General features: G+C 42.8%; 22 protein-coding genes and 1 tRNA gene. 18 read left to right on the top strand and 5 right to left on the bottom strand.

The annotated features are described in order from the left end of the window. Window positions 1-40: 40 nt before the first annotated feature. The 10 genes from QNM16_RS19600 to QNM16_RS19555 all read left to right on the top strand — a co-directional run bounded on the left by QNM16_RS19600 (window position 41) and on the right by QNM16_RS19555 (window position 9,624). Window positions 41-1,588 (top strand): DUF3369 domain-containing protein, encoded by a 1,548-nt coding sequence (locus QNM16_RS19600; RefSeq protein WP_284022020.1) that lies wholly within the window; start codon window positions 41-43, stop codon window positions 1,586-1,588. Window positions 1,589-1,595: 7 nt separating this feature from the next. Further along, entirely contained in the window at window positions 1,596-1,970 is a 375-nt protein-coding gene (locus QNM16_RS19595; RefSeq protein WP_284022019.1) for a SirB2 family protein, read from the top strand. Window positions 1,971-2,109: 139 nt separating this feature from the next. Then, window positions 2,110-2,913: a tetratricopeptide repeat protein gene (locus QNM16_RS19590; RefSeq protein ID WP_284022277.1), complete on the top strand. Its 804-nt coding sequence runs from the start codon at window positions 2,110-2,112 to the stop codon at window positions 2,911-2,913. A 349-nt stretch (window positions 2,914-3,262) separates the two neighbouring features. Beyond that, window positions 3,263-4,114, top strand: a complete 852-nt coding sequence (kdsA, locus tag QNM16_RS19585; protein ID WP_284022018.1) for a 3-deoxy-8-phosphooctulonate synthase — start codon at window positions 3,263-3,265, stop codon at window positions 4,112-4,114. A gap of 96 nt (window positions 4,115-4,210) precedes the next feature. Next, window positions 4,211-5,104 carry a transcriptional regulator GcvA gene (locus QNM16_RS19580; protein ID WP_284022017.1) on the top strand — a complete coding sequence of 298 codons (894 nt, stop codon included), beginning with the start codon at window positions 4,211-4,213 and terminating at the stop codon, window positions 5,102-5,104. Between the two features lie 16 nt (window positions 5,105-5,120). Continuing rightward, complete coding sequence (locus tag QNM16_RS19575) at window positions 5,121-5,762, top strand: alpha/beta fold hydrolase (protein ID WP_284022016.1); 642 nt, start codon at window positions 5,121-5,123, stop codon at window positions 5,760-5,762. Then, window positions 5,755-6,123 (top strand): DUF423 domain-containing protein, encoded by a 369-nt coding sequence (locus QNM16_RS19570; RefSeq protein WP_063360584.1) that lies wholly within the window; start codon window positions 5,755-5,757, stop codon window positions 6,121-6,123. Before QNM16_RS19575 ends, QNM16_RS19570 begins: the two co-directional genes overlap by 8 nt. An 18-nt stretch (window positions 6,124-6,141) precedes the next feature. Next, window positions 6,142-7,227 (top strand): 23S rRNA (cytidine(2498)-2'-O)-methyltransferase RlmM, encoded by a 1,086-nt coding sequence (gene rlmM / locus QNM16_RS19565; protein WP_284022015.1) that lies wholly within the window; start codon window positions 6,142-6,144, stop codon window positions 7,225-7,227. 293 nt (window positions 7,228-7,520) lie between these two features. Next, window positions 7,521-9,149: an FAD-binding oxidoreductase gene (locus tag QNM16_RS19560; RefSeq protein WP_284022014.1), complete on the top strand. Its 1,629-nt coding sequence runs from the start codon at window positions 7,521-7,523 to the stop codon at window positions 9,147-9,149. A gap of 217 nt (window positions 9,150-9,366) precedes the next feature. Further along, window positions 9,367-9,624, top strand: a complete 258-nt coding sequence (locus tag QNM16_RS19555) for a hypothetical protein (RefSeq protein WP_284022013.1) — start codon at window positions 9,367-9,369, stop codon at window positions 9,622-9,624. A 52-nt stretch (window positions 9,625-9,676) separates the two neighbouring features. On the opposite strand, the gene QNM16_RS19550 is transcribed toward QNM16_RS19555, so the two are convergent. Together QNM16_RS19550 and cysZ are read right to left on the bottom strand one after the other, a co-directional pair. Further along, on the bottom strand, window positions 9,677-10,891 hold the full coding sequence (locus tag QNM16_RS19550; protein ID WP_284022012.1) for a glycerophosphodiester phosphodiesterase family protein: 1,215 nt from the start codon (window positions 10,889-10,891) through the stop codon (window positions 9,677-9,679). Window positions 10,892-10,955: 64 nt separating this feature from the next. Further along, window positions 10,956-11,681 (bottom strand): sulfate transporter CysZ, encoded by a 726-nt coding sequence (gene cysZ / locus QNM16_RS19545; protein WP_284022011.1) that lies wholly within the window; start codon window positions 11,679-11,681, stop codon window positions 10,956-10,958. Window positions 11,682-11,913: 232 nt separating this feature from the next. Here cysZ and QNM16_RS19540 point away from each other — a divergent pair, with 232 nt between their 5' ends. Both QNM16_RS19540 and QNM16_RS19535 read left to right on the top strand, forming a co-directional pair. Then, window positions 11,914-12,186: a hypothetical protein gene (locus QNM16_RS19540; RefSeq protein ID WP_284022010.1), complete on the top strand. Its 273-nt coding sequence runs from the start codon at window positions 11,914-11,916 to the stop codon at window positions 12,184-12,186. Between the two features lie 52 nt (window positions 12,187-12,238). Then, window positions 12,239-12,826 (top strand): CBS domain-containing protein, encoded by a 588-nt coding sequence (locus tag QNM16_RS19535; protein ID WP_284022009.1) that lies wholly within the window; start codon window positions 12,239-12,241, stop codon window positions 12,824-12,826. Between the two features lie 74 nt (window positions 12,827-12,900). Here QNM16_RS19535 and QNM16_RS19530 read toward each other — a convergent pair whose 3' ends face one another. After that, the gene (locus tag QNM16_RS19530; protein ID WP_284022008.1) at window positions 12,901-13,194 is read right to left on the bottom strand and encodes a hypothetical protein; all 294 of its coding nucleotides are present in this window, start codon (window positions 13,192-13,194) and stop codon (window positions 12,901-12,903) included. A 214-nt stretch (window positions 13,195-13,408) separates the two neighbouring features. Between QNM16_RS19530 and QNM16_RS19525 the strand changes: the two genes are divergently transcribed. The 6 genes from QNM16_RS19525 to msrB all read left to right on the top strand — a co-directional run bounded on the left by QNM16_RS19525 (window position 13,409) and on the right by msrB (window position 21,679). After that, on the top strand, window positions 13,409-14,140 hold the full coding sequence (locus QNM16_RS19525) for a TrmH family RNA methyltransferase (RefSeq protein WP_284022007.1): 732 nt from the start codon (window positions 13,409-13,411) through the stop codon (window positions 14,138-14,140). Between the two features lie 43 nt (window positions 14,141-14,183). Further along, on the top strand, window positions 14,184-17,573 hold the full coding sequence (locus QNM16_RS19520; protein ID WP_284022006.1) for a chromosome segregation SMC family protein: 3,390 nt from the start codon (window positions 14,184-14,186) through the stop codon (window positions 17,571-17,573). A gap of 18 nt (window positions 17,574-17,591) precedes the next feature. Further along, window positions 17,592-18,296, top strand: coding sequence for a cell division protein ZipA (gene zipA / locus QNM16_RS19515; RefSeq protein ID WP_284022005.1), 705 nt, complete (start codon window positions 17,592-17,594; stop codon window positions 18,294-18,296). Between the two features lie 95 nt (window positions 18,297-18,391). Next, window positions 18,392-20,413, top strand: coding sequence for an NAD-dependent DNA ligase LigA (ligA, locus tag QNM16_RS19510; RefSeq protein ID WP_284022004.1), 2,022 nt, complete (start codon window positions 18,392-18,394; stop codon window positions 20,411-20,413). Between the two features lie 75 nt (window positions 20,414-20,488). Continuing rightward, complete coding sequence (locus QNM16_RS19505; protein WP_284022276.1) at window positions 20,489-20,962, top strand: DUF2919 domain-containing protein; 474 nt, start codon at window positions 20,489-20,491, stop codon at window positions 20,960-20,962. A 261-nt stretch (window positions 20,963-21,223) separates the two neighbouring features. Further along, window positions 21,224-21,679: a peptide-methionine (R)-S-oxide reductase MsrB gene (gene msrB, locus QNM16_RS19500; RefSeq protein ID WP_284022003.1), complete on the top strand. Its 456-nt coding sequence runs from the start codon at window positions 21,224-21,226 to the stop codon at window positions 21,677-21,679. A 38-nt stretch (window positions 21,680-21,717) separates the two neighbouring features. Here the strand turns inward: msrB and QNM16_RS19495 are convergent, their stop codons facing one another. Both QNM16_RS19495 and QNM16_RS19490 read right to left on the bottom strand, forming a co-directional pair. After that, a complete protein-coding gene (locus QNM16_RS19495) occupies window positions 21,718-23,346 on the bottom strand; it encodes a response regulator (protein ID WP_284022002.1) in 1,629 nt (542 codons plus the stop codon). A gap of 129 nt (window positions 23,347-23,475) precedes the next feature. Continuing rightward, window positions 23,476-23,551: transfer RNA gene (locus tag QNM16_RS19490), tRNA-Val, on the bottom strand. Window positions 23,552-23,594 lie beyond the last annotated feature (43 nt).

Below are 23,594 nucleotides of genomic sequence, written 5' to 3'. Positions count from 1 at the left end.
TAATTTACAGCCCGCGTCAAATAAGCGTTAAGGACTCTCTATGGATGATTTTTTGTTTTCAGATGAGCCAACTGATGTCATAGAAACGGAACAAAGTGGCACTTGGAAAGTCATCATTGTGGATGATGAACCTGAAGTGCATGCTGTCACTAAACTTGCGTTAAGTGACTTCGAATTTCAAAAGAAGAAACTCGAATTTCTCAGTGCATATTCGGGAGAGGAAGCAAAGCAGGTGGTGACTGATCACCCTGACGCAGCGATTGTATTGCTTGATGTGGTGATGGAAACCGATGATGCCGGTTTAAAGGTTGCTCAGTTTATTCGCGAAACGGCCAAGAATAACAACATTCGCATCATCCTCAGAACCGGACAACCAGGGCAAGCACCAGAGAGGCAGGTCATTGTTAATTATGATATCAATGACTATAAATCGAAAACTGAACTGACAGCACAGAAACTTTTTACTGTGGTGATGTCTAGCCTGCGCTCATACCGGGATATCTTATCAATTGATCAATCTCGTCAAGGCTTAGAAAAAATTATTACAGCGTCTCGCGATATTTTTGCAACGCACTCGATTGAGCAGTTTATCGAAGGGGTAATGCAACAGCTTACCTCATTATTGGGCACTGTCGATGAAGCCATGTATGCAACGTCTTTGGTGGCCAGTAATGAACCCGACACTTGCAGTGAAGACTTAGTGGTGTTTACAGGCCGAGGTGAGTTTGCAAAGAGTGAAGGCAAACCCATTCAAGATGTTTTAAATGAGGAGCAAATTCAAGCGTGTAAAAAGGCGCTGAATGAAAAAAGCATTGTTTACAAAGACAATTACTTATTCTCGTACTGCTCAAGTGAGTATAATCACGCATCTATGCTGTTCGTCTCTGGGATCCCTGAGTTTTTAACTGATACGCAAAAGCATTTAATCGAAATATTCTCGCAAAATGTACAACTGGCTTACGAAAATGTGCAGTTACAAGCGGAAATTGAAGATACCCAGCAGGAGCTAGTTTATCGTCTAAGTGAAGCTTTAGAGATGCGCTCAACGGAGTCTGGCAATCATGTCAAACGTGTAGCTCATATTTGTCATGCACTTGCTGTGGGCTATGGGCTGGGTAATCGAGAAGCAGATTTAGTACGTATTGCCTCGCCACTTCATGATGTCGGCAAAGTGGGCATTCCAGATGCGATATTAAATAAGCCTGCCAAACTGGATGAGCAAGAATGGACGGTAATGCAAAGTCACGCTAAAAAGGGCTATCAGTTGTTGCGAGATTCCAAACGTGAAATTGTCAACGCAGGTGCACTTATTGCCAGAGACCATCATGAAAAGTGGGATGGCACAGGCTACCCCAAAGGCACTAAAGGTGAAGATATACACGTGTTCGGACGCATTGTAGCGATGGCCGATGTATATGATGCGCTGCGTCATCGCCGTTGTTACAAAGAGGCATGGGATTTACCTGAGGTAGTTAAAGAGATTAATAATCAAAGTGGTAAACATTTTGACCCTAAATTAGTCACTGTGTTTAATGAAATTATTGACGATCTAGAAGCCATTTTAGCGCGCTACCCAGATAAACAGTGAGGCGGATGTGGATTACCTTTTTTTAAAGCATACCCATATGATGTTTGCAGCCCTTAGCATTATACTTTTTTATACACGCTCAGTGTCGCGATTAACATCTGGTAAATTAGCCAATAATAAAGTCTTGTTTATTACCAGCCATGGCGTAGACACATTACTACTTGTGTCTGCTGTTTATCTGGCGGTGACCTTGGGCATGAAGCCTTCATCTCAACCTTGGCTGATGGAAAAAATAATACTGGTCGTTGGGTATATTGGCCTTGGTTTTGTGGTGGCTAAATCAAAACATAAGTCAAAACAAATCCCTGCGTTAATAGGAGCCACTGCTGCACTACTCGCTATTGGCTATCTTGCAGGTACAAAAAGCGCATTCATTCTTTAACCTTCGTTAATAAAGCTTAAGTCATGTAGCCAGTCACCCAGCTGGTTGCATGGTTATGCGTAAAATTTCCCCTTGGGTATGGACTAAAAAGTGTTACACTAGCGGCTTATTATTTTCACATGGGTTTGCAGTACAGTCTATGACGGATACTTGGTTTGATGAACAACAAGAATTAGGTATGGATTATACCGTGCCAGCATTGCTTCGTAGTATTTATGCAGAGCAACGATGGGATGCTCAAGCCGACATCGAGCAAACGCTATGTCTGTTAGCCGAGTTAGAGTTGGCAGTCGACGAGATGCGTGTGAAGGAAAAAGAGGTGCATAAGCGCATTGATTTAATACTCGATACTTTTTATACCAAATGGCTATTTAGTGGCACAGGCCAAAAAGTCCCTGAGTATTTGCTAAATAACGTGGGTTATGTACTTAAAATGCGTAGCGGTACAAGTACAGCATTGGCCATGTTATTAGCCCATTTACTAGAGCGCGCAGACTTTAATGCCACGGTTGCACTATTGCAAAGTGAAGTTATGGTGCATGTTGCGCTAAGTAGTGAAGAAGGTTACATCATTGATCCAAGTTCAGGTCAGCAATCATGGTATATTACCCCTGAAAACGACAGCGAAAAGGAGCAAGAACCGCTTGAACTAGTAATAGGAGATGAAGCGTTTAAACTTTATCTTGCTCAGCAAAAGTGGTCGTTTATTGCTGCTGAAAAATTTAGCCATGCATTGAGTTGCGTAGAACTTCTGATGGAACTGTTGGGCGATGATCCATACGAAAGGCGAGATAGAGGGTATTTATTGAATCAACTTAACTGCCCGAAGATGGCCAAAGATGATCTACAGTATTTTGTAGATGAGTGCCCTGATGACCCCACCATTGAGATCATACAGAATCAAATAGAAGAGCTTGCTGATCACAACAATATATTGCATTAACAATAAAGTGTGAGCGAACGCCTCATAAATTGAGAGTATAGGGGCTTACATGACAGCAAGCTTTATCTCACTATCGACTAACCGCGAGTAGTCAAATTACACATAAGACTATATGCTCTAAAGACTTTATCACTGCTTGTGGCTGAACTAAGTGCCTATATCAACGTATCATTATCAATTCGCTATCGAGCATGGCGACGTGCGCAGCGATAAATAGCGTGTTGAGCAATTAGGTACTATGCTGAATTATCATAATAAGTTATAAGTTGGCCTTAAGGCGTATATCAATATGTGTGCTTGGTAACTAAGTTATGTGGTTGCTTTTTACCAGTTTAAATTGGATTGAAATATGAATACACAGATTATAAAAGTTGGAAACATTGAAGTGGCAAACGATAAACCGTTTGTTTTATTTGGCGGCATGAATGTACTTGAATCACGTGATTTGGCGATGCAAATTGCAGAGCATTATGTTGAAGTCACCTCAAAGCTTAATATCCCTTATGTTTTCAAGGCATCTTTTGATAAAGCTAACCGCTCATCAATCAATTCATACCGCGGTCCAGGTATGGAAGAAGGGTTAAAAATTTTTGAAGAAATAAAAAAGACCTTCAATGTGCCTGTGATCACTGATGTGCATGAACCGTTTCAAGCTGCACCTGTGGCAGAAGTTGCAGATGTGATCCAATTACCAGCATTCCTTGCTCGCCAAACCGATTTGGTTGTCGCGATGGCAAAAACTGGCTCGGTTATTAACGTGAAAAAACCTCAGTTTTTAGCCCCGCATGAAATGCGTCATATCATTAAAAAGCTGAATGAAGCGGGCAATGAGCAAGTCATTTTATGTGAGCGTGGTAGCAGCTTTGGCTACAACAACCTAGTTGTTGATATGCTGGGTATGGATGACATGAAACACATGGCCCCTGTCATTTTTGATGCAACGCATGCGCTGCAACGTCCTGGTGGCCGCGCTGATTCAGCTGATGGCCGAAGAGCACAGGCGGCAGAACTAGCGCGCAGTGGAATGGCGCTGGGCTTAGCAGGGTTATTTATCGAAGCTCACCCAGATCCAAATGTGGCTAAATGTGATGGTCCGTGTGCGCTACCTTTAAATAAACTGGAAGGTTACTTGAAGCAAATGAAAGCGGTTGATGAGCTAATCAAAAGCTTCGATGCACTTGATACCAGCGCGAGCGTTTAATTTGCCTATTTAGTTAGGCCGGGCAGTGACCATAGGATGGTAGTTGCCCAACGATACAACAACATAATATATAACAACATGTAAAGGCGTCCTGCTATGGCAAGAAGGTTACCACCACTGAATGCTTTAAAAGCGTTTGAAGCAGCAGCCAGGCACTTGAGTTTTACCAAAGCCGCTGAAGAGCTATTCGTAACACAAGCGGCTATTAGCCACCAAATAAAAACGCTTGAAGAACACTTGGGGTTAAAGCTGTTCCTCAGAAAAAATCGTTCCTTGCTTCTGACAGAAGAAGGGCAAGGCTATTTTTTAGATATAAAAGACATCTTTTCACAGCTTATTGATGCAACTGAAAAACTGCTAGCACGTGGTGCTAAAGGGTCACTTACAGTGAGCTTAACGCCGAGTTTTGCAATTCAATGGCTAGTGCCAAGGTTAAGTAAATTTAATGAGTTATTTCCAGATATTGATGTGCGGATCAAGGCCCAAGATCAGGATGAAAACTCGCTTACTGATGACGTCGATGTAGCAATCTATTATGGTCGAGGTAATTGGAATGGTGTGCAAACTCACAAATTACATACTGAGTACTTAGTGCCCTTATGTAGTCCTTTGCTACTAAATGGCCCAAAGCCGCTTGATCAACCCAGCGATTTGGCAAACCATAATCTGTTGCATGACACTTCTCGTCGTTCTTGGAAGTCGTGGCTCAAAACAGCCGGTGTGCGAAATGTGCCCGCCAATACGGGGCCTATTTTTAGCCACTCATCTATGGTGCTACAAGCGGCTGTACACGGCCAAGGCATTGCATTGGGTAATAGTGTACTGGCAAAACCAGATCTAGATGCCGGTCGTTTGGTCATTCCGTTCAGTCACAGCTTAGAAAGTAAAAACGCATATTATTTGGTTTGTCGTGAATCTCAGGCAGAACTGGGTAAAATCGTGTCGTTTAAAGATTGGATGCTCAGCATGGTTGAGCAAGAACAAATATAACAAGGTACTTTTAACTATGAGTGATAAGGTCGTCATTGAATGGCACAAATCCCCGAACCCTTTAGCACAGTTTGTATTTGCCCATGGTGCAGGCGCGGGGTGTGATTCAGACTTTATGCAAGATATGGCGACCAAGCTCGCTGAGCAAGGCATTGATGTTGCGCTATTTGATTTTGAATATATGGCTACGGCCAAAGCGCAGAATAAAAAGCGTCCGCCGGACAGAGCGCCCAAGTTATTAGCGCGTTACGAACAGGTCTTGTCACAGCTAGATGATGCATTACCGATATTTATCGGTGGCAAATCAATGGGTGGGCGTATGGCTTCGATGCTGGCATGTGAGACAACAGCTAAGGTCAAAGGCGTGATTGCTTTTGGCTATCCATTTCACCCCCCAGGCAAACCTGAAAAGTTAAGAGTTGAGCACTTTGGTGATATTTCGTGTCCGTTTTTAGTGCTGCAGGGAGAGCGAGACACATTTGGTAATAAAACCGAAGTGAGCGCACTGCAACTAGAGGCAACACCAGAGTACTTTTGGTTGCCTGATGGCGATCATTCATTAAAGCCACGCAAAGCGAGTGGTTTGACTGAATCACAAAACCGCGATGCCGCTGCACAAAAAACTGTGCAATTTATGCGAGATATTTGCCATGGCTAAACTATTTTTATTAGCAGGCAGTGTCTTCTGTATGTTGTCAGTGGCATTAGGGGCGTTTGCTGCCCACGGTTTAAAGCATCATGTAAGTGACTATGCTGTGGGGATTTTTAAGACTGCGGCACAATATCAAATGACACATGGTTTAGCCCTTATCGCTGTGGCGCTTTTAATAAAGTGGGGCATGCAGCTTAAATGGGCAGGCTTTGCTTTTATAGTGGGTATTTTGCTATTTAGTGGCAGTTTATATCTATTGGCCCTGACTGGTGCAAAGTGGCTAGGGCCTATCACTCCTATCGGTGGAGTGTGTTTTATTATTGGTTGGCTAATACTAATTGTTAAAGCCGCTAAGCAACCTCTTTAATTTGGAAATATTGAAACAATGTCGAGTGTAGTTATTTACTGTCGTAGCGGTTTTGAAAGTGATGCGGCTGCTGAAATTAATCACCATGCAATGCAACAAGGTGTTGCTGGATATGTCAAAGCCAAGCCAAATACTGGGTTTGTGACCTTTGAATGTTATGCCAAAGAAGAGGCAGAGCGGCTGATTAAGCAAATCGATTTTAAGAGCTTGGTGTTTGCAAGGCAGTGGTTTGCAGGCACTTTGCTGACAAATATGCCACTCGAAGATCGAGTCGGCGAGATTAAGCAATGTGTTGCGGATTTCCCGCTGTGTGGTGATTTGCGTGTTGAAACACCAGACACCAACGAAGGTAAAGAGCTGTCGAAGTTTTGTAAAAAGATCTCTACTCCGCTGGCTAAATCGCTTGAGAAGCAAAATAAGTTAACACGCAACGTGAAGCCGCAAAAGCCTGTGCTGCATATTTTGTTTTTAGCAAATGATACAGCTTATGTGGGCTACTCGTTTAGCGACAATAATTCGCCATTTTTTATGGGGATCCCTAGGCTTAAAATGCCCGCAGATGGCCCAAGCCGCTCAACGTTAAAATTAGATGAAGCGTTCAATGTCTTTTTAACCAAAGAGCAAGCTGAAGATCGTGTGCGTCCGGGCATGCGCGGTGTTGATTTAGGCGCTTGTCCTGGAGGTTGGACGTATCAATTAGTTAGACGCGGTATGTTTGTCGCTGCTATTGACAACGGTCCAATGAATGACAAGTTGATGGAAAGTGGTCAAGTGAAGCACTTTCGAGAAGATGGTTTTAAATACCGCCCAGAAAAGCGCAATATTGATTGGCTAGTGTGTGACATGGTTGAAAAGCCAAGTAAAGTAACGCAACTGATGATCGATTGGATAGTGAATGGCTTTGTTAAAGAGTTAATATTTAACCTCAAACTACCAATGAAAAAGCGCTTTGATAGTGTTTACGAATGTTTGCAGCTGATTGATGATGAGTTGGCTCATTACAATGTTGGTTATAAGCTACAAGCCAAGCACCTGTATCATGACCGTGAAGAAGTTACCGTACATATTCAGGTCTTAAAAGTCCCGCAAAATTTGTATAGTTAATTGCTATTTTCTGGCCACATGGATGTGGCTGAACCACACCTTTAAACGCCACGTACGCAAAAGAAATATTTTGATACATTGTGGATGTAACTACTTACTATCTACAAACTAGCTTTTATTATTAATTTCCTATTACGCGCTGTTCCTTTTCAATCTACACCTTTAGTCTAATTTATATACAGTTTTTGTTTTGTTTATTGCTACATTGGAAACGTCGCATGCTGGAGCGTGTCGGGTTTGGATAGTGGCAGGACGCTGTGTGACCAATAACAATAACATGTAAGGACAGTACGATGGATAATAAAGAACAAGAGTTAGAGTTACAGACAACAGAGCAAACATCTCGCCGTAGTTTTTTGAAAAAGTCACTGGCAGTCGGTGGTGTGGTTGGGGCTGCACCTTTGGCGTTGCAATCAACGTCTGCAGAGGCCCGTGGAGAGTATGGGCAATATCACAAAGTGTTTGGTAATGATCCGCGGTATATATCTATGTTACTGGGTTCTAATATGCGCTTTTTAAGTCAGCCGACATACATAGGTGCCTGTAGCTCTGCCCATGAAGTGTATATGGCAGCCCGTGATGCGATCACGCAGGGCAAGCGCATCACCGTGCGTTCAGGAGGGCATTGCTATGAAGGGTTTGTTGATAATGATAATGGGGTGGTTATCGACATCAGCAATATGGACCGCATTTACAAAGACGGTGATTATTATGTGGTGGAAGCGGGGGCTAATTTAGGCCATACCTATAAAACGTTATTCAAAGAGTTTGGCAAAATAATACCAGCAGGGTCTTGTTTTGGTGTCGGGATTGGTGGCCATGTTTGTGGCGGTGGGTTTGGCGTACACTCTCGTCAATACGGTTTGTCGAGTGATTACTTGGCTGGTGTCGAGCTGGTGGCGTTTAATGAATGGGGTGGGCAGGCAACTTATCCGCGTAAATACTTTAAAGGCCAATCCGCTCAGGCTGATGAAATTGTCTGGGCACACCAAGGCGGCGGTGGCGGTAATTTTGGTATCGTGACCAAATACTTTTTCAAAGACTTACCAGACGTACCAGCTTTTATTCATACACAAGAGGTGTCGCTGCCGTGGGCAAGTTTAGACTATCAGCAGTTTGCAGCCCTGATTAAAAATTACGGCGAGTTTTGGACTAAAAATAATGGCCCAGAAAGTCGTTTTAATGCGCTGCATACATCCATGTCTATGCCAAAATCGGTTGGTGGTGGGGGCAGTATTCGCTTGCAGTTATTCTGCGCAGGTAACCCCAGCTTAATTGATGAATTCTTAGATGCCATTTTCTCTGCGGCGCAATTGGCACAGGCCAAAGTCGGTTTGCGTACATCCGATCATATGGGGATCCAGAGCCAAGAAGATGCGCCGCCAAGGCCAACGCCACCGGGAAGTTACTTCAGTTTGCCTTGGTGGTATGGCACTCAGTATGCTGCAGGGCCTTTAATAGGTGCGCGAGGTAAAAACAAGTCTGCCTATATGAATAAGCCTTTTCCTGAAGCGCAAATTCGCACCTTGTGGGATGAGCTAAGACATGGTGACTATTTAAATCCAAGCGGTACATTGCAGCTGTCATCGTATGGCGGGAAAATAAATGCGTTATCATCAGAAGATACAGCTGTGTCGCATCGTCGCTCTGTGATGAAGTTGCAATATCAAACCTATTGGTTTGACCCAAGCCAAGACCCGTATCATTTAGGATGGATGAGTAACTTTTATAACAAGATGTATGGTGAAAAAGGCCCAGTTCCGGATGGCGTTATGGATGGCTGTTATGTCAACTATGCAGATATGGATATTGTGAATTGGCAATATCTATATTACAAGGACAACTATCCAAGGCTACAGCAAGTAAAACGCTTACTCGACCCGACCAACCGCTTGAATCATGGGCAGTCGATAGAAGTATAAGTGAGTTGCCAAGGTACCCAGTAAGGCAGATATATGAATATTTGCCTTACTTTTTTATTATTGAATTCTAATAGGTTGGTTTTTATTAGGATATTTGTCAGTTAATAATTGCGCAATTATCTTATCGCTTATGATTTTTTATTTTGACAGACTGTTTTAAGTTGCTCGAATTTTGCTGATTTGTACTATTTGTGGGGACTTTAATTAGGAGTAAAAAATGTTAAATCTTAAAAAGCGTAAACTAAAAGCCCTTTCACAAGATGCTACTGTAATCCCATCAAAAATGACAAAGCACGTTGGCGGTGCTGATGGTGCGTATGTGAATGTGGGTAGTGATCAATTCGCTACTGTCACGCCACATGGAACGATTATTCAAACGGGTCCAACTGATCCGGATGGTCCTTACACTGGTACCATTACTAACCCGAGCACTATCACGGGCCCTGGCACGATTGGTACAAGCAAATACTTCTAAACTTGCTTAAAAACGCGATGTGCAAACACTGATGCACATCGCTTATTTGAGATTAATAGATGTTCATGCAGTTTGCATAAAATGTAGTGGTTGCCGGCCAGTCGCTAAACACACCTTTAACGCCAACTTGCTTGGCTAAAACATCCAGTACTTTATAGACGTCGCCCTCATTGCTAATGGCATCTTTAAGTCCTTGGTAATACCATCCGCCATCTTGAGAAATCAAGCCTGAACGCTCAAGTGTCCAAGTGATGATATCTAAATTTGCCGCCTTAGCTGCTTTTGCGTATTGGGAAGGTACAATATTGCCTTGCGCATCTAAAGTTAATAGTACCCAAAGTGGCGGGGCAATAATATTTATCCCACTGGCTTTAATGTCTCTCATGCTTGGTTGCCATGTGCTAGAGTCATTTGGGTTAAAATGTGCATCACTATATCGGCCATCTAAATATACGCCTTGCTTACCAAAGCGGGTGTTGTGACGCCAATATTGCACATCCCTGATATTGAATGATTGCGGCAGTACCTTGCGCGACGACACACCTGCCGCGCGATATTCATCAATCATTTTTTGCGCATAATCTTGTTGAGTCATGCCCTCAAATGGCATATCTACCGCTGGTGCTTTGAGCTCGGGTGTCATCTTTACACGCAACGATTTAAACAGCTCAATACTCTGTGCATGGGTCATTAAAGTACCTGTGGCTGAATATAAATCTGTACGCCAGCCCGCTGTTCCTTTGACGTATTGCTCTGGAGATTGCGCTTGTGGGTTGGCACCGTCCATTTTGCCTCTGAGCTGCATAAACTCATCGAGCGTTAAGTCCGATGTACAGCACTTTGCACTTGCAGGTGCACCAGTATCTGGGTTTGCAGGGGTGAAAGGCTGATTGCATTTCGCGGCCAGTTCCGGGCGCAGCAATATATCAGTACTGGTATGTAAGTCACACTGTGCATGGCGACAAACCAGCTCTTTATCCTTGGTAAAGGTGACATCACACTCAAGTACACCTGCGCCCATGCGCGCAGCAGCGACATAAGACTCTTTGGTGTGTTCAGGAAATTGTGTCGGTGCGCCGCGGTGGCCAATCGAAAAGTTACTTTTAAAGGCTGGCCTGTTGGCACACCGAGACAACTTGGTTTTTAAGGCACTCGGTGCCATTTGGTCGACCAAATAAAATGGGCGAGGGCCAAGCTGAGCACTGGCATATGAATAGGCACTGCTAAGCAGTGCCGTAGTAAGTACGATATTAGTTAAAAATTGCATAACGTCCCAGTAAGGTTGTTTTTTTAACTATTATCGGGATGAATTATGACGATTGTATGAGCTGTTAGCGGTAGTTACCGCGATAATTTTCTACCCAAAGCTTGGTTGCACCACAGACTGCCGCAGGCATCACAATCAGATTAACAAACGGGATAGCCGTGAGCACAAACACCGCAAAGCCAAAGCCATAAGAGAGCCCTTGCTGGCCTTTAAGATCTTGTTTCATTTGTTTAAAACTGACTTTGTGGTTATCAAACGGATAGTCATTATATTGCACGTTATACATCCAGCAGGTAAAGAGGATCCATAAAATTTGGCCGACCACAGGTAACATCCACAGCATTAAAAAGAAAATAACCGCACGAGGAAGGTAGTAACAAAGCTTAGTCCACTCTCGACCAATCATACGAGGTACATCTTTTACGATATCCGCAAAACCATCATCATTGATCGGTTGGCCTGTTAGATGCAGTTCTACTTTTTCAGACAACAAGCCATTGAATGGGGCCGCGATAAAGTTGGTGATAACCGTAAACACCATGCTGTAACTAAACAGTATAATTAAAATCGCTAAGGGCCAAAGTAACCACTCGAGCCAACTAAGCCAGCTTGGCAGGGCGCCACTTAAATATTCAAAACCTTGTGTTAACCAGTCAAATAAAAAAAACAACGAGCCGCCGAATAACACAATGTTGATCAATAGCGGAATAAAGACGAACCGCTTTAATCCTTTTTGTCCCAACATTGAAAATCCGGCGATAAAGTATTCCATCCCTTTGGTAATTTGCATAAGTAAACTCTAAATTGGGAACAATTAGAGTCTATTATAATCGTTATTATCATTTTTAGTGTGTGATTTTTCTTACTGGCTGATTCGGTGAAAGGCTTGAAATTCAAAGAGTCACGTACTTATGTCACACTCTCTTACAATTATCTTAGGTACAATTTCGTAGTTTACCCCTTGTAAACCCATGGGTGAGTCCATACACTAATTAGTAGATTATTGTGGAGAAGAAAACAGCATGCGCGTCTTTCACTTATTGTTTGCAGTCAGCTTAGCGACGTTACTTTGTGTAACGGCGACAGGCACGCATGCAGCAGAAGAAAGGCAGCAAATCATCGAGCTAATAGCTGACTTTGACGTTCAGTATTTAGACGTTGATATTGATGAGGCATTGCCGTTTAGTGTGTCAAAGAGCGCACAGTTTGACGCTGACAATGCGTCGTCTGCTTTCTCTTCAGAGTTTAGTTCGCAACCTCATAGTACCCGCATTCGAGCACCACCGGCTTTTTAATCCCCTTTTAAAACAACATTATTAGTTTCTATTAATCGTCGTGAGGTGGATCATGAGCTTTTATCATGCACTAAAAACTGCTGCTATAGATAGTGGCGCTGTAACGAATAACGTATTCAATGTGGCAACTGCCCATACCAAAACGTTTGCACAATTACCTGCTGAGCAATTTCTTCGCCCTTTGCCAGCGATACATATCGACATTGACGCCAGCTTGAATGATGCCACGCTGGTGCTTAATAAGACACATCAAGCCGCAGCCCTTGTTGTTAACGCTAATTCTGAGCCTGTGGGGCTTATCTCATTGGCACAACTTGGCAGTCGTAACGTGCTGGAGACGGCACAAAAGATGGGGCTCAGTCGTAGCGAACTGACGGTATCTGACATGATGGTGTCAATCAATTCTCTGCGTCAGATCTCAACTGCACAAGTGGTTAATGCGCAAGTTGGCGATATCAAAGAAACGATCGAAGCCGATGGGATAGCTTATTTATTTGTACAAAATAGCCAGAAAAAAGCAGTGGGTTATTTTGACATCATTGACCTAGTTAAAAATAGTAATGGCATGATCACAACACTTAAGCCATGCCATGATTTTAAAGATGTGGTGGCGCAGCTACTGCACAACAAAGAAATGTAACAGTTCCCCCAAAGTTAATGTAAATTAAAGCCAAGGCATCTAAATGATGCCTTTTTTAATGTCGTTACGATTGCTTAGGGAAGTTTTACATTGTGGCGTTTGGCATACCAATAAAATAGCGGCAACTCGATAATGGTAAAGCTCACTAAAGTAAACCACGCCCAGCTTACCTCAAAAAAGAACAAGGTAAATTCAACGCCAGTAGCAAAATAAACTGAACCTGCAATGCCCAAAGAGATAATGGATGCAATAAAGTCTTGTGCTGAAATCTTTTTAAAGTCGTTACCTGCATATTTGGGGTATATCGCAAAATACGCGATAAATAGAATGGCAATATTCAACAGGATAATATGAAGCTCTGCAGACATAACTACGTCTCAACTCAAGTTTTGGGCATGTGATATCAAAAGTATCACTTTATAATGTGGCACTATTGTAATCATACTTTTATGTGAGTGCAAAATAAGCTTAAAGAGGATAATTTTGTTTATTTGTAGCGCATCCCACTGGGTCTTAGGCAATTACACTGCCTTTTATTCTATATTGTGTATATACTTCGCTTCTTAACCAAATGAGGTGTGTATGCTGTCTAAAAATCAACAAAAACTTGTTCGCGCTCTGGCACAAAAAAAATACCGTAAACAACATGGTTTGTATCTTGTTCAAGGTGAAAAAAATGTCTTGGAATTGCTACAAGCCAATGTTGAAGTACAGCAAATTTTTGCGACACCTCAATTTATCAGTGCACATCAAACTGACTTAAAGCAGTGTCCAGTCACAGAGTGTGATGAGCAGGCGCTAAGCAAAGTAAGTACCTTAGTCAGCAATAATGCAGCGATTGCTATCGTGCCAGTGCCTGAAGAGAAGCAAATCGACAAAAGTGGTTTGGTGTTGGCACTGGATGGGGTATCCGATCCAGGCAATTTGGGCACAATTATTCGTTTAGCAGATTGGTATGGGCTTAAGCAAGTTGTGGTTAGCGAAGACTGTGCAGATCATCTAAATCCAAAAGTGATCAGCGCAACCATGGGGTCTTTTGTCCGTGTGAATGTGATTAGGACAGATCTTCCACAGTTTTTAAGTGCGTATAACGGGCCAATATACGGGGCGTATTTAGATGGACAGAGCGTGCATCAAACGGCATTTTCAACACAAGGTGTTTTGGTGATGGGCAGTGAATCCCATGGGATCCGTGAGCAAGCTGGCCAGTACATTAATCAGCCGATTACCATACCTGCATATGGTCAAGCTGAATCGCTCAATGTGGCCATGGCGACCGGTATCATACTTGATAACTTTCGCCGTGCAATTTAATGTACGTGAGTTGTTCAAACCCTAACAATACATCATTTTATCTATGCGCTTAAGTCACATTAAGCTCGCAGGCTTTAAGTCCTTCGTCGAGCCTACTAAAATTCCATTTCCTGATCAGATGACCTGTGTGGTTGGCCCCAATGGGTGTGGCAAATCAAATGTTATCGATGCAGTGCGCTGGGTTTTGGGTGAAAGTTCTGCCAAGAACTTACGTGGTGATGCGATGACAGACGTTATTTTTAATGGCTCGACAAATCGAAAAGCCATTTCACAAGCGTCTGTTGAGTTGATGTTTGACAACACGCGCGGCACATTACCGGGGTCGCTGGCAGATAGAAACCAAATATCGATTAAGCGATTAGTAACCCGTGATGGTCAATCGTTATATTTTTTAAATGGCAGCAAATGTCGTCGTCGTGACATTACAGATATTTTCCTCGGCACAGGCCTTGGCCCGCGCAGTTACTCTATCATTGAGCAGGGTATGATCTCTCGTCTAATTGAGAGTAAACCGCATGAACTCAGAGTCTTTTTGGAAGAGGCCGCAGGGGTTTCTAAATATAAAGAGCGCAGACGAGAAACACAAACGCGTATTAAGAGTACCCGAGAAAACCTTGAGCGTTTGCTGGATATGCGTAAAGAGCTGCAATCACAGCTAGATAGATTAGCTCAGCAAGCAGAAGCTGCCAGAAAGTACAAAGAGCTAAAAGCCAAAGAACGGACCTTAAAAGGTCAGTTAGCGGTTTTAAAATGGCAGGATTTTAATGATAAGTTGCAGCAAAAAGTACAGCAGATCGCGAAACTGGATGAAAAACTGCAATTTTTAGAACAAGCCCACGGCGGACAAAATGATGTTGTTGCAAGCTTTGAGCAGCAAGTGACTCATCTTAGCGATGCCCTCAATGTATTACAGCAAGAGCTTCATAAAACCCATACTGAGCTGACTCGAGCAGAACAGCAAAAAATTCACCTGGCAGAAAAACGGGTTGAATTGGGCGAGGCAAAAGTAAAATTACAATCGGAGCAGGGCAAGGCACAGGCTCTTTTGAGTGAGCAACAAACCAGCTGCACCTCGCAGCAGAAAAAGTGCGAAGATGCAGCCGAGCGCTTAGCACTTGCAGAGGCTGAGCTTGAAGAGCGAGTGGCGTTGTATGAGCAAAATCAGCAGTTGAATAATGATGTTGAAGACACGCTAAAAGCACTCATCGAGCATGAAGCAAAAGTAAAAGAGCAGCATGCAGCCAGTAATGTCGCTTTACAACAGGCAAAGCAAAAGCAACTTCATGTTGAAGAGCGCCACGCTAGTTTGGTACTCGATAGTGAGGCATTATCGGCGCAAAATAGCAGCGAGTTATTAACGCAAGAAAGCGCAAAGCAACAGTCATTGCTTAAAGAAATGGCGAGCTTGCAAAGCCAAGCACAAAAATTGGTAGAACAACGTCAAAATAGCGATAAGCAAGTGCGCGAAAGTCAAAAGAACGTTCATTCTGCGCAGCAGCAGTTATTGCAAAGTACCGCTGAGCGTGACACGTTGATTTCATTGCTAGGTGAAATTGAGGCCGCTCAACAACCTTCTTTTTTGGCCCAATTAAAAGTTAAAGAAGGATTTGCTGACATAGTCGAAAGTGCGTTACTGGGCTTAAATGAATTGCCTTTGAGTGAAACGCCAAATAGTGCTGGGATTTGGGCCCATAAACCGGCGTTTGACCCACATAGTATCGCTCAATTTATAGAGTCAGGTATTTACCCCAGTGTTTTAAATCATATCAAATGGTTGGCTTCATCTAGAGAGTTTACCTCAGATGCACACTTTATCTTAGCCATTGATGATATGGGATGCGTGTATGGCGATAATTTTAAAATGCCGCGCGCTGAGGGGAGCGCGAGCCAGCTGGCAAATTATCAAAAGCTGGATAACTTGAATGCTGACTTACCTAAACTGCAAGCTGCTTTCGATAACGCCGAAAAAGACAAAGAGCTCTCTATTGCCAAGCACACTGAACTTGAAACGGCAATTGAACACAATAAGCAAGCAGTGCACAGTGTTGCTCAGCAAGTGGCAGCTAATAAAAGCCGTTTAGAGGTTTTAGAACTACAGCAGCAAGGGTGGCAGGCGCAATCTGATAAGCTCGCTGAAGAGTTGACAAACATCCGACAAGAAATGACATCAGTGCAAACACTTGCCCAGCAGTGTGCGACAAGTCATCAGAAAGTGACTGAACAGCTAGAGGTGTTGCAAAACGAATTAGCTGAAAAAAAACTGCTCGTTGAGGCGAACAAACAGAAAATACAAGCGACATTAGTGGGTAAAACTCAAGCGCAAGAGCAAGTACATCTGGCGAAGTTGGCGTTGCAGCAAGCGCAAAGTGATCAACAGATAAGTGCGACAAAGACTCAGCATTTGAAAGAGAGTGTGCTGCAGTGTGTGGCTGCGTTAGAAGCCAATGCTGAGCAGTTGATGCAACTTGAGTCGCCGCTATTAGAAACGCAAGCACAGATAACGACCTTATTGAGCACGCACCAGATTCAGCAACATAAGCTGACAGACATGGAGCAAGAGGTTGCAAAGGCAAAAACACAGCTATCTGAAAAGCAAAGTAGTGTGCAGGATGCCCAAGCAAATAGTTTGAAGCTCAAAGAACAAAAACAGCAGCTACAATTACAAGAGCAAAGTTTAGTTGTTAAAGCCCAAGCAGCGCTTGAACCGCTGTTAGAGCTCAAACAAACGTTAAAAGGTGTGTTAGCGACATTAGATGATAAGTTGAGTGCAGGGGTGTACCAAAGTCAGCTAAGCGCGACAGCACAAAAAATATCGATGTTAGGCGCAGTCAATTTAGCTGCCATAGAAGAGTTTGACGAAGCTTTAGCAAGAAAAACGTATTTAGATGAACAACTAAATGATTTAACTGCGGCACTAGAAACTCTTGAAAATGCAATTAGAAAGATAGATAGGGAAACCAAAACACGATTTCGAGCGACCTTTGATCAGGTCAATAGAGATTTAGGGGAGTTGTTTCCTAAAGTGTTTGGCGGCGGAAATGCATACTTAGAGCTCACCAGTGATGATTTGTTAGAAAGTGGTGTTACTATAATGGCAAGGCCGCCAGGTAAGAAAAACTCGACAATTCACCTGTTAAGTGGTGGAGAAAAAGCGTTGACCGCATTATCATTGGTATTTTCTATCTTCAGATTAAATCCAGCGCCATTTTGTATGTTGGATGAAGTAGATGCGCCGCTGGACGATGCCAATGTTGGGCGTTTTTGTCGCCTCGTGGAAGAGATGTCTCAAGCGGTACAGTTTATTTATATTAGTCACAACAAAGTGGCGATGGAAATGGCCGCAAGGCTGACGGGGGTAACTATGTCGGAACCAGGTGTTTCTCGCGTAGTTGCTGTAGACATAGAACAAGCAGTGCAGATGGCACATACATAAAAAAAGTAAAGGTGAACAATGGCCACAGAATTGAGATGGGCATTAATTGTGATCAGTGCGTTGATCATAGGTGGACTACTGGTACATGGGCTTTGGTCTGTTAGAAAAAAAGAAGATAAAAACGATCGTAGTCAAGATTTACCCGCTGCGAAAGAAGACGCAAAGCCAAAAGAGCCTGAACTAAGTGATATGAGCTTTGCTGCTGTTGAGGAAGAACCGCAGCAGCCTAATACTGCACAAGTACAGTCTACACACGATGAACAGCCAGTTGAGCAGCAGGATAATGCGCACAGCGAACAGTCAGCGCCAGAGCCACAAGATTTTATTATCCTCCATATTCAAATGCCTGAAGGTTTAACAATGGCCGGCTCTAAGTTATTACCGAGCGTGTTAAGTCTTGGATTTAAATACTCAGAAGAAGGCTTTTTTAACCGTCACCTAGAGTCGTCGGGTAATGGACCTGTCTTATTCAGACTGGTCAATATGTATAACCCGGGTACGTTCGATATTGATAATATGGAGCAGTTTAGTACAGCGGGTGTGAGCTTGTTTATGACACTACCCTGTGAAGGCGATAGCATGGCGGCATTTAATATGCTACACGGTGCGGCTAAGAAGCTGTCAGATGAGTTTGGTGCGCAAGTATTAGATAGCAGTCGTGAGCCGCTAACGGTTGATACGATCAGAACGTATGTAGAAAAAGTACGTGAATTCGCAGCCTAAATTTTAGGTGTGCTACTGCCTAAATAGTTGGGCAAAAAAAGATAGAGTAAGCCACTGGCATAAACCGGTGGCTTTTGTTTTATTAAGAGGTTGAAATGTCGGAATCTATCAGTAATAGAATCAATGAATTAAGAGCGCAGTTGGAAGAGCATAATTACAAATATTATGTACTGGATATGCCCACTGTGCCAGATGCCGAATACGATAGGTTAATGCGTGAACTCACGGAATTAGAAACAGCCCACCCGGAGCTATTAACAGCCGACTCTCCATCACAGAAAGTGGGTGGTGTTGCATTAAGTAAATTTGATCAAGTTACGCATAAAGTGCCTATGTTATCTCTCGATAATGCGTTTGATGAAGATGAATTTAACGCTTTTAATCGTCGTATCAAAGAACGTTTACTGGAGTCTCGTGAGCTGGCATTTTGCTGTGAACCCAAACTGGATGGCTTAGCGGTATCGATTCTATACCGAGACGGAGTGTTGGTTCAGGCGGCGACCCGTGGCGATGGCCAAGTAGGCGAAAACATCACTGAAAACGTAAAAACGATTCGAAATATACCGCTACGCTTAAGAGGCGACAATATACCTGCCGAGGTTGAAGTACGCGGCGAAGTGTTCATGGATAAGGCTGGTTTTGAAAGGCTTAATGAAACGGCATTAGCAAAAGATGAAAAAACCTTCGCGAACCCAAGGAACGCAGCTGCGGGTAGCTTGCGTCAGTTAGATTCTAAGATCACGGCAAAGCGACCTCTGATGTTTTATGCTTACTCAATGGGTACTGTGGAAGGGGCTGAATTAGCCGAGACACATTATGGGCAGCTAGAGCAATTGAAGTTGTGGGGCTTGCCTATGTGCCCTGAAACAAAGCGCGTAGAAGGAGTTTCACAGGCACTGGCATATTATCAAGATATCTTAACGCGTCGTGATGCGTTGAGTTATGAAATTGATGGTGTGGTCATTAAAGTAGATGATAAGCAGCAGCAAACTCAATTAGGCTTTGTTGCGCGAGCACCTCGTTGGGCGATCGCATTTAAATTTCCTGCACAAGAAGAAATCACCCAGCTATTAGATGTGGAGTTCCAAGTAGGCCGTACAGGTGCTATCACACCTGTAGCCCGACTAGAACCAATCTTTGTGGGCGGTGTGACGGTATCAAATGCAACGTTGCATAACCAAGATGAAATTGACCGCTTAGGAATTAAAGTAAAAGATCATGTGATCATTCGCCGTGCAGGGGATGTGATCCCGCAGATCACTCAAGTTGTATTAGATAAACGCCCTGATGATGCTTTTGATATAGAGTTTCCAAATACGTGTCCAGTTTGTGATTCACATGTTGAGCGCGTTGAAGGGGAGGCTGTGGCCCGCTGTACTGGCGGCTTGGTATGTCAGGCACAGCGAAAAGAAGCCATCAAGCATTTCTCCTCACGAAAGGCACTAGATATAGATGGTTTAGGCGATAAAATTGTTGAGCAGCTGGTGGATCGAGAGCTAATCAAAACGCCTGCTGAGCTGTTTAAACTGCGCCAAGGTCACTTTGAGTCACTTGAGCGTATGGGCCCCAAATCGGCTAAAAATTTGGTTAATGCGTTAGAGGCTGGAAAACAAACTACCTTGGCGAAATTCTTATACGCACTTGGTATTAGAGAAGTCGGAGAAGCTACAGCTCAAAATCTAGCTAATCACTATTTAACGCTTGAAAATGTCATGAATGCCTCCATTGAAAGTTTACAGGAAGTGAGTGATGTTGGTGTGATCGTAGCACATAATATTCACGCATTTTTTGGTGAGCAGCATAATCAACAAGTGGTTGCTGAGCTTCAAGAGGTTGGTGTGCACTGGTCTGATATTGAGGCACCTTCAGAGCAGTCACAGCCGCTAGAGGGTCTCACATATGTATTAACAGGGACCTTAAGCCAACTTAACCGTAATGATGCTAAAGCAAGGCTTCAAGCTTTAGGGGCAAAAGTGGCAGGCAGCGTGTCAAAAAACACGCATGCACTGGTTGCGGGTGAAAAAGCAGGTTCTAAGCTAACCAAAGCGCAAGATCTTGGTGTAGATGTAATGGATGAGGTGGCACTCATCGCTCTTCTTGAGCAGCACCAAGGGTAATTGATAATAAAAAAGGCTACCCGATAAAGGTGGCCAGATAAGCTGCAGGCAAGAGGTGGTTGAGTGAGTAAGTTAATTGGGCGATTTGGACCAGAGTATTGGGATAAGTATGGTGTATATCGCACGCCTTTAGGCTTTAATTTAACTTTGCTTGTATTGCTTCGGCCTTTTTTAGTTTGGTTGATGTCTGCACTGACTTGGCGACCAGATTTAGATATTATGAGCTTGTTCTTTCCTTCAAAAAGTAATTTCTTAGTTGCTATCGGTATTGCCGCAATTGCATTATTACCTGCGGTTGTTTACTCCATGCGCAGACCCAGTAGTTCTCAAAGTTGGGGGCGTATATGGCGCTTTATGCGCTGGCCGATGTTATTGGCAGCAGTTTTAGATCTTGGCTGGTTACTGATGCAGGCTTCCAGTAATCACTACCAGTTTTCATTCTATCTAGCAGGTCAAATCGTCTTAGTATCATGGGTAATTTTATACCTAATCAATAGCCGTTATTTAACGTGTTTTTTTGGTGACTGGCCGGAACCAGATACAAAATAGCTTGACGATAAAGCACACAAACGCCTAAATGATATTGGGGTGTTTTATCTATCTGTTGTGACCTTATTTAGAGATTAACACGTATCATTTTTTAAGCTTAATCTATGTGCATTTAGTAACTCTCTTTGTTGCTTGAAATCACAGATTGACCCCATTGTGTCATGAATGAAGTATAAGCTGTTACATGAATTACGTCGTGATAGATGAAATTAAGATTATTATCTTCTAATAATAAAAATTAACTAGTTTAGGAATATCAACATGTTACTTTGGAAAGATATACTCGAGAGGGCTAATGAAGGTAATCCAGCTCCACCAAGAAAGGTCGAAAAAAGCTTAATGCAGTGGCAGGCTTTGCTTGAACCATCTGTCTTTCATATTACTCGAAATAAAGGAACTGAGCGTCCTTTTAGTTCAGAATCATGCAGTTTGTTTGAGCCGGGCCAGTACGAGTGTGCCTGTTGTGGAGAGTTGTTATTTAATGCACAAGAGAAGTTTGAAAGTGGTTCTGGGTGGCCATCATTTACACAGCCAGCAAGTAATAATGCAATTGCCTATCGTGGGGATACAACACATGGTATGACAAGGATAGAAATTGTTTGTAACGTCTGTGATGCACACTTAGGCCACGTTTTTCCTGATGGGCCTAAACCAAGCGGTTTAAGATATTGTGTTAACGCACTTGCCATGGTCAAACAAGAGGTCGTGACACAATAAGTTTCATAGGCGCAGTGTTAAAAGCTATTTGCATCCCATCATTGCGCTAGCCCCATTTCCTTCATTTGTGCCATCAATTTCTCAAAGCGTGACTCTTGATCAGGTTCTAGCTCTGCGTCGTTTAATACTTTCAAGCATTTTTTGGCAAGGTTTGTATTGAAGGTGATACCTTTTTTACCAGTTGCATCTGCCAAGCATTGTAATAAGTTGAGCGCGATACTGGAATTTTTTGGCATCACTCTAAAGGCTTGAGAGAATGCTTCTAATGCGACATCTAGCTGACCTTTATTGAATTGTTTTACTGCGTGGTTGTTTAGCTCTTTGGGGCCCATCGTAATATCTTTACGCTCATCATGTTGCTGTTGTAAATAACGCATCATAACAGGGTCTTCGTTGCTTCTATGTCGTTCACAGTGGTCAATTATCTGACCAAATAGTGCTTGAGCTTTATGCTGAAATCCTAATTCATGGAATGCTTTTGCTTTATCCAATGCAGCGTCTACTGAGCGGATCTGAGGCTCATCATCGAGTTGCTCCATTAATTGGCGTGCTTTTTTGTGCTCATCTTTTAGGTAGTGCAGACGAGCATGAAGCACATCCATTTGTGTCTGATTGATTGCATGGGGAAATTGCTTTTTTAAATCATTTAAATATTGCTGTGTTTGCCGAGTAATTTTGTTTATTTGTTCATGTTGATCTGTAGCCAGTGCGAAATCTATACCCGCTCTGGCAGCATTTAGATAGACTTCAGGGCTGTCATGAATCGAATATCGAGCAAAACTGGCAATTTCTTTTTGTGCATTATAACTGCATTCATAATCATGGTTAATCATGGCAACTGTGCTCAATGATTTCTGACGGGAAAGGTTACGAGGTGCCATTTGCGAGGCTTCATGCAATGCTTTTTGTGCATGTTCAAATTGGTTTAACTTGATCTCTAGTCGCCCGAGGAGATCAAGTGCTGCGAGGCGTGTTTCACTTTTTTCTATTAAGTTTTTTAGCAGCTTTTGTGCAGTGATATCTTCATTATTTGCAATCAGGGCTTCGACTAGGCCTAGTTTGGCCCATGTAAACTTTTGTAGTTCCAAAGCTGATTTATAAAACTGTTTTGCTTCATCAAATCGTTTAAGCTTAAGTAGCATTTCGCCTTTTAATTTAAGCAGCATAACAGAGTAACTCGTTTGCTGACTATCTAACTCTGCATTGATAAATTTTAGTGCTTTAGAATAATTTTCGTCATCTATGAGAGTGTATAACTTTTTTAGGCTTAGCTTTCTTTTCAGTACACGCTCGATTCTCGATTGTAGATCTTTAATCGTAAATGGTTTAACTAAAAAATCATCAGGTTGCAATTCAACGACGCTATGCACCAGCTCTGGGCTTGTTTCGGCTGACGTAAAAATAAACCCAGTACTGCGTTTGATTAAACGCTTTTTTAAGAGCTCTTCGTAAAGTTGGTAGCCATTTTGTCGTTTGCTTAAATCAAAAGAGCAGATGATTAGCTCAAACTTATTAGTTTCGCATGTTTCTTTTGCGACTATTGCTGACTCTGCGACAAATATATTGCGATAGGCCAAACGTTCTAGCGACTGTTTCAAGTAGCTGAGTGCGAGCGGTTGTTCTTCCACAATTAAAATTTTTGAATTAACAAATGGTTGAACGGCCATATCAGTATTAAGGTGTTACCAGCAATAATTTTAGTCTAGTCGTTTCTTCAAACTTTTAAAATAGAATGAGATAGAACTTAAAATGGAATTCAAGAGGATAAATATGGTTCGATGAATGATATAAAAGAATGGTGGGTTGTACTGGACTTGAACCAGTGACCCTCGCCTTGTAAGGGCGATGCTCTCCCAACTGAGCTAACAACCCGGGATATGTGTAATTTGGTGGGTGATACTGGACTTGAACCAGT

The organism is Pseudoalteromonas umbrosa, from assembly GCF_030125375.1.
Lineage (GTDB): Bacteria > Pseudomonadota > Gammaproteobacteria > Enterobacterales > Alteromonadaceae > Pseudoalteromonas > Pseudoalteromonas umbrosa.
The sequence above is the reverse complement of the archived record's forward strand: the minus strand, read 5'-3'. Positions and strand labels throughout refer to the sequence as shown.

Bases quoted from the DNA above. Each gene is read 5' to 3' on its own strand.
- QNM16_RS19600 (WP_284022020.1), top strand. From the start codon at position 41: ATGGATGATTTTTTGTTTTCAGATGAGCCAACTGATGTCATAGAAACG.
- QNM16_RS19590 (WP_284022277.1), top strand. From the start codon at position 2,110: ATGACGGATACTTGGTTTGATGAACAACAAGAATTAGGTATGGATTAT.
- kdsA (WP_284022018.1), top strand. From the start codon at position 3,263: ATGAATACACAGATTATAAAAGTTGGAAACATTGAAGTGGCAAACGAT.
- QNM16_RS19580 (WP_284022017.1), top strand. From the start codon at position 4,211: ATGGCAAGAAGGTTACCACCACTGAATGCTTTAAAAGCGTTTGAAGCA.
- QNM16_RS19575 (WP_284022016.1), top strand. From the start codon at position 5,121: ATGAGTGATAAGGTCGTCATTGAATGGCACAAATCCCCGAACCCTTTA.
- QNM16_RS19570 (WP_063360584.1), top strand. From the start codon at position 5,755: ATGGCTAAACTATTTTTATTAGCAGGCAGTGTCTTCTGTATGTTGTCA.
- rlmM (WP_284022015.1), top strand. From the start codon at position 6,142: ATGTCGAGTGTAGTTATTTACTGTCGTAGCGGTTTTGAAAGTGATGCG.
- QNM16_RS19560 (WP_284022014.1), top strand. From the start codon at position 7,521: ATGGATAATAAAGAACAAGAGTTAGAGTTACAGACAACAGAGCAAACA.
- QNM16_RS19555 (WP_284022013.1), top strand. From the start codon at position 9,367: ATGTTAAATCTTAAAAAGCGTAAACTAAAAGCCCTTTCACAAGATGCT.
- QNM16_RS19550 (WP_284022012.1), bottom strand. From the start codon at position 10,891: ATGCAATTTTTAACTAATATCGTACTTACTACGGCACTGCTTAGCAGT.
- cysZ (WP_284022011.1), bottom strand. From the start codon at position 11,681: ATGCAAATTACCAAAGGGATGGAATACTTTATCGCCGGATTTTCAATG.
- QNM16_RS19540 (WP_284022010.1), top strand. From the start codon at position 11,914: ATGCGCGTCTTTCACTTATTGTTTGCAGTCAGCTTAGCGACGTTACTT.
- QNM16_RS19535 (WP_284022009.1), top strand. From the start codon at position 12,239: ATGAGCTTTTATCATGCACTAAAAACTGCTGCTATAGATAGTGGCGCT.
- QNM16_RS19530 (WP_284022008.1), bottom strand. From the start codon at position 13,194: ATGTCTGCAGAGCTTCATATTATCCTGTTGAATATTGCCATTCTATTT.
- QNM16_RS19525 (WP_284022007.1), top strand. From the start codon at position 13,409: ATGCTGTCTAAAAATCAACAAAAACTTGTTCGCGCTCTGGCACAAAAA.
- QNM16_RS19520 (WP_284022006.1), top strand. From the start codon at position 14,184: ATGCGCTTAAGTCACATTAAGCTCGCAGGCTTTAAGTCCTTCGTCGAG.
- zipA (WP_284022005.1), top strand. From the start codon at position 17,592: ATGGCCACAGAATTGAGATGGGCATTAATTGTGATCAGTGCGTTGATC.
- ligA (WP_284022004.1), top strand. From the start codon at position 18,392: ATGTCGGAATCTATCAGTAATAGAATCAATGAATTAAGAGCGCAGTTG.
- msrB (WP_284022003.1), top strand. From the start codon at position 21,224: ATGTTACTTTGGAAAGATATACTCGAGAGGGCTAATGAAGGTAATCCA.
- QNM16_RS19495 (WP_284022002.1), bottom strand. From the start codon at position 23,346: ATGGCCGTTCAACCATTTGTTAATTCAAAAATTTTAATTGTGGAAGAA.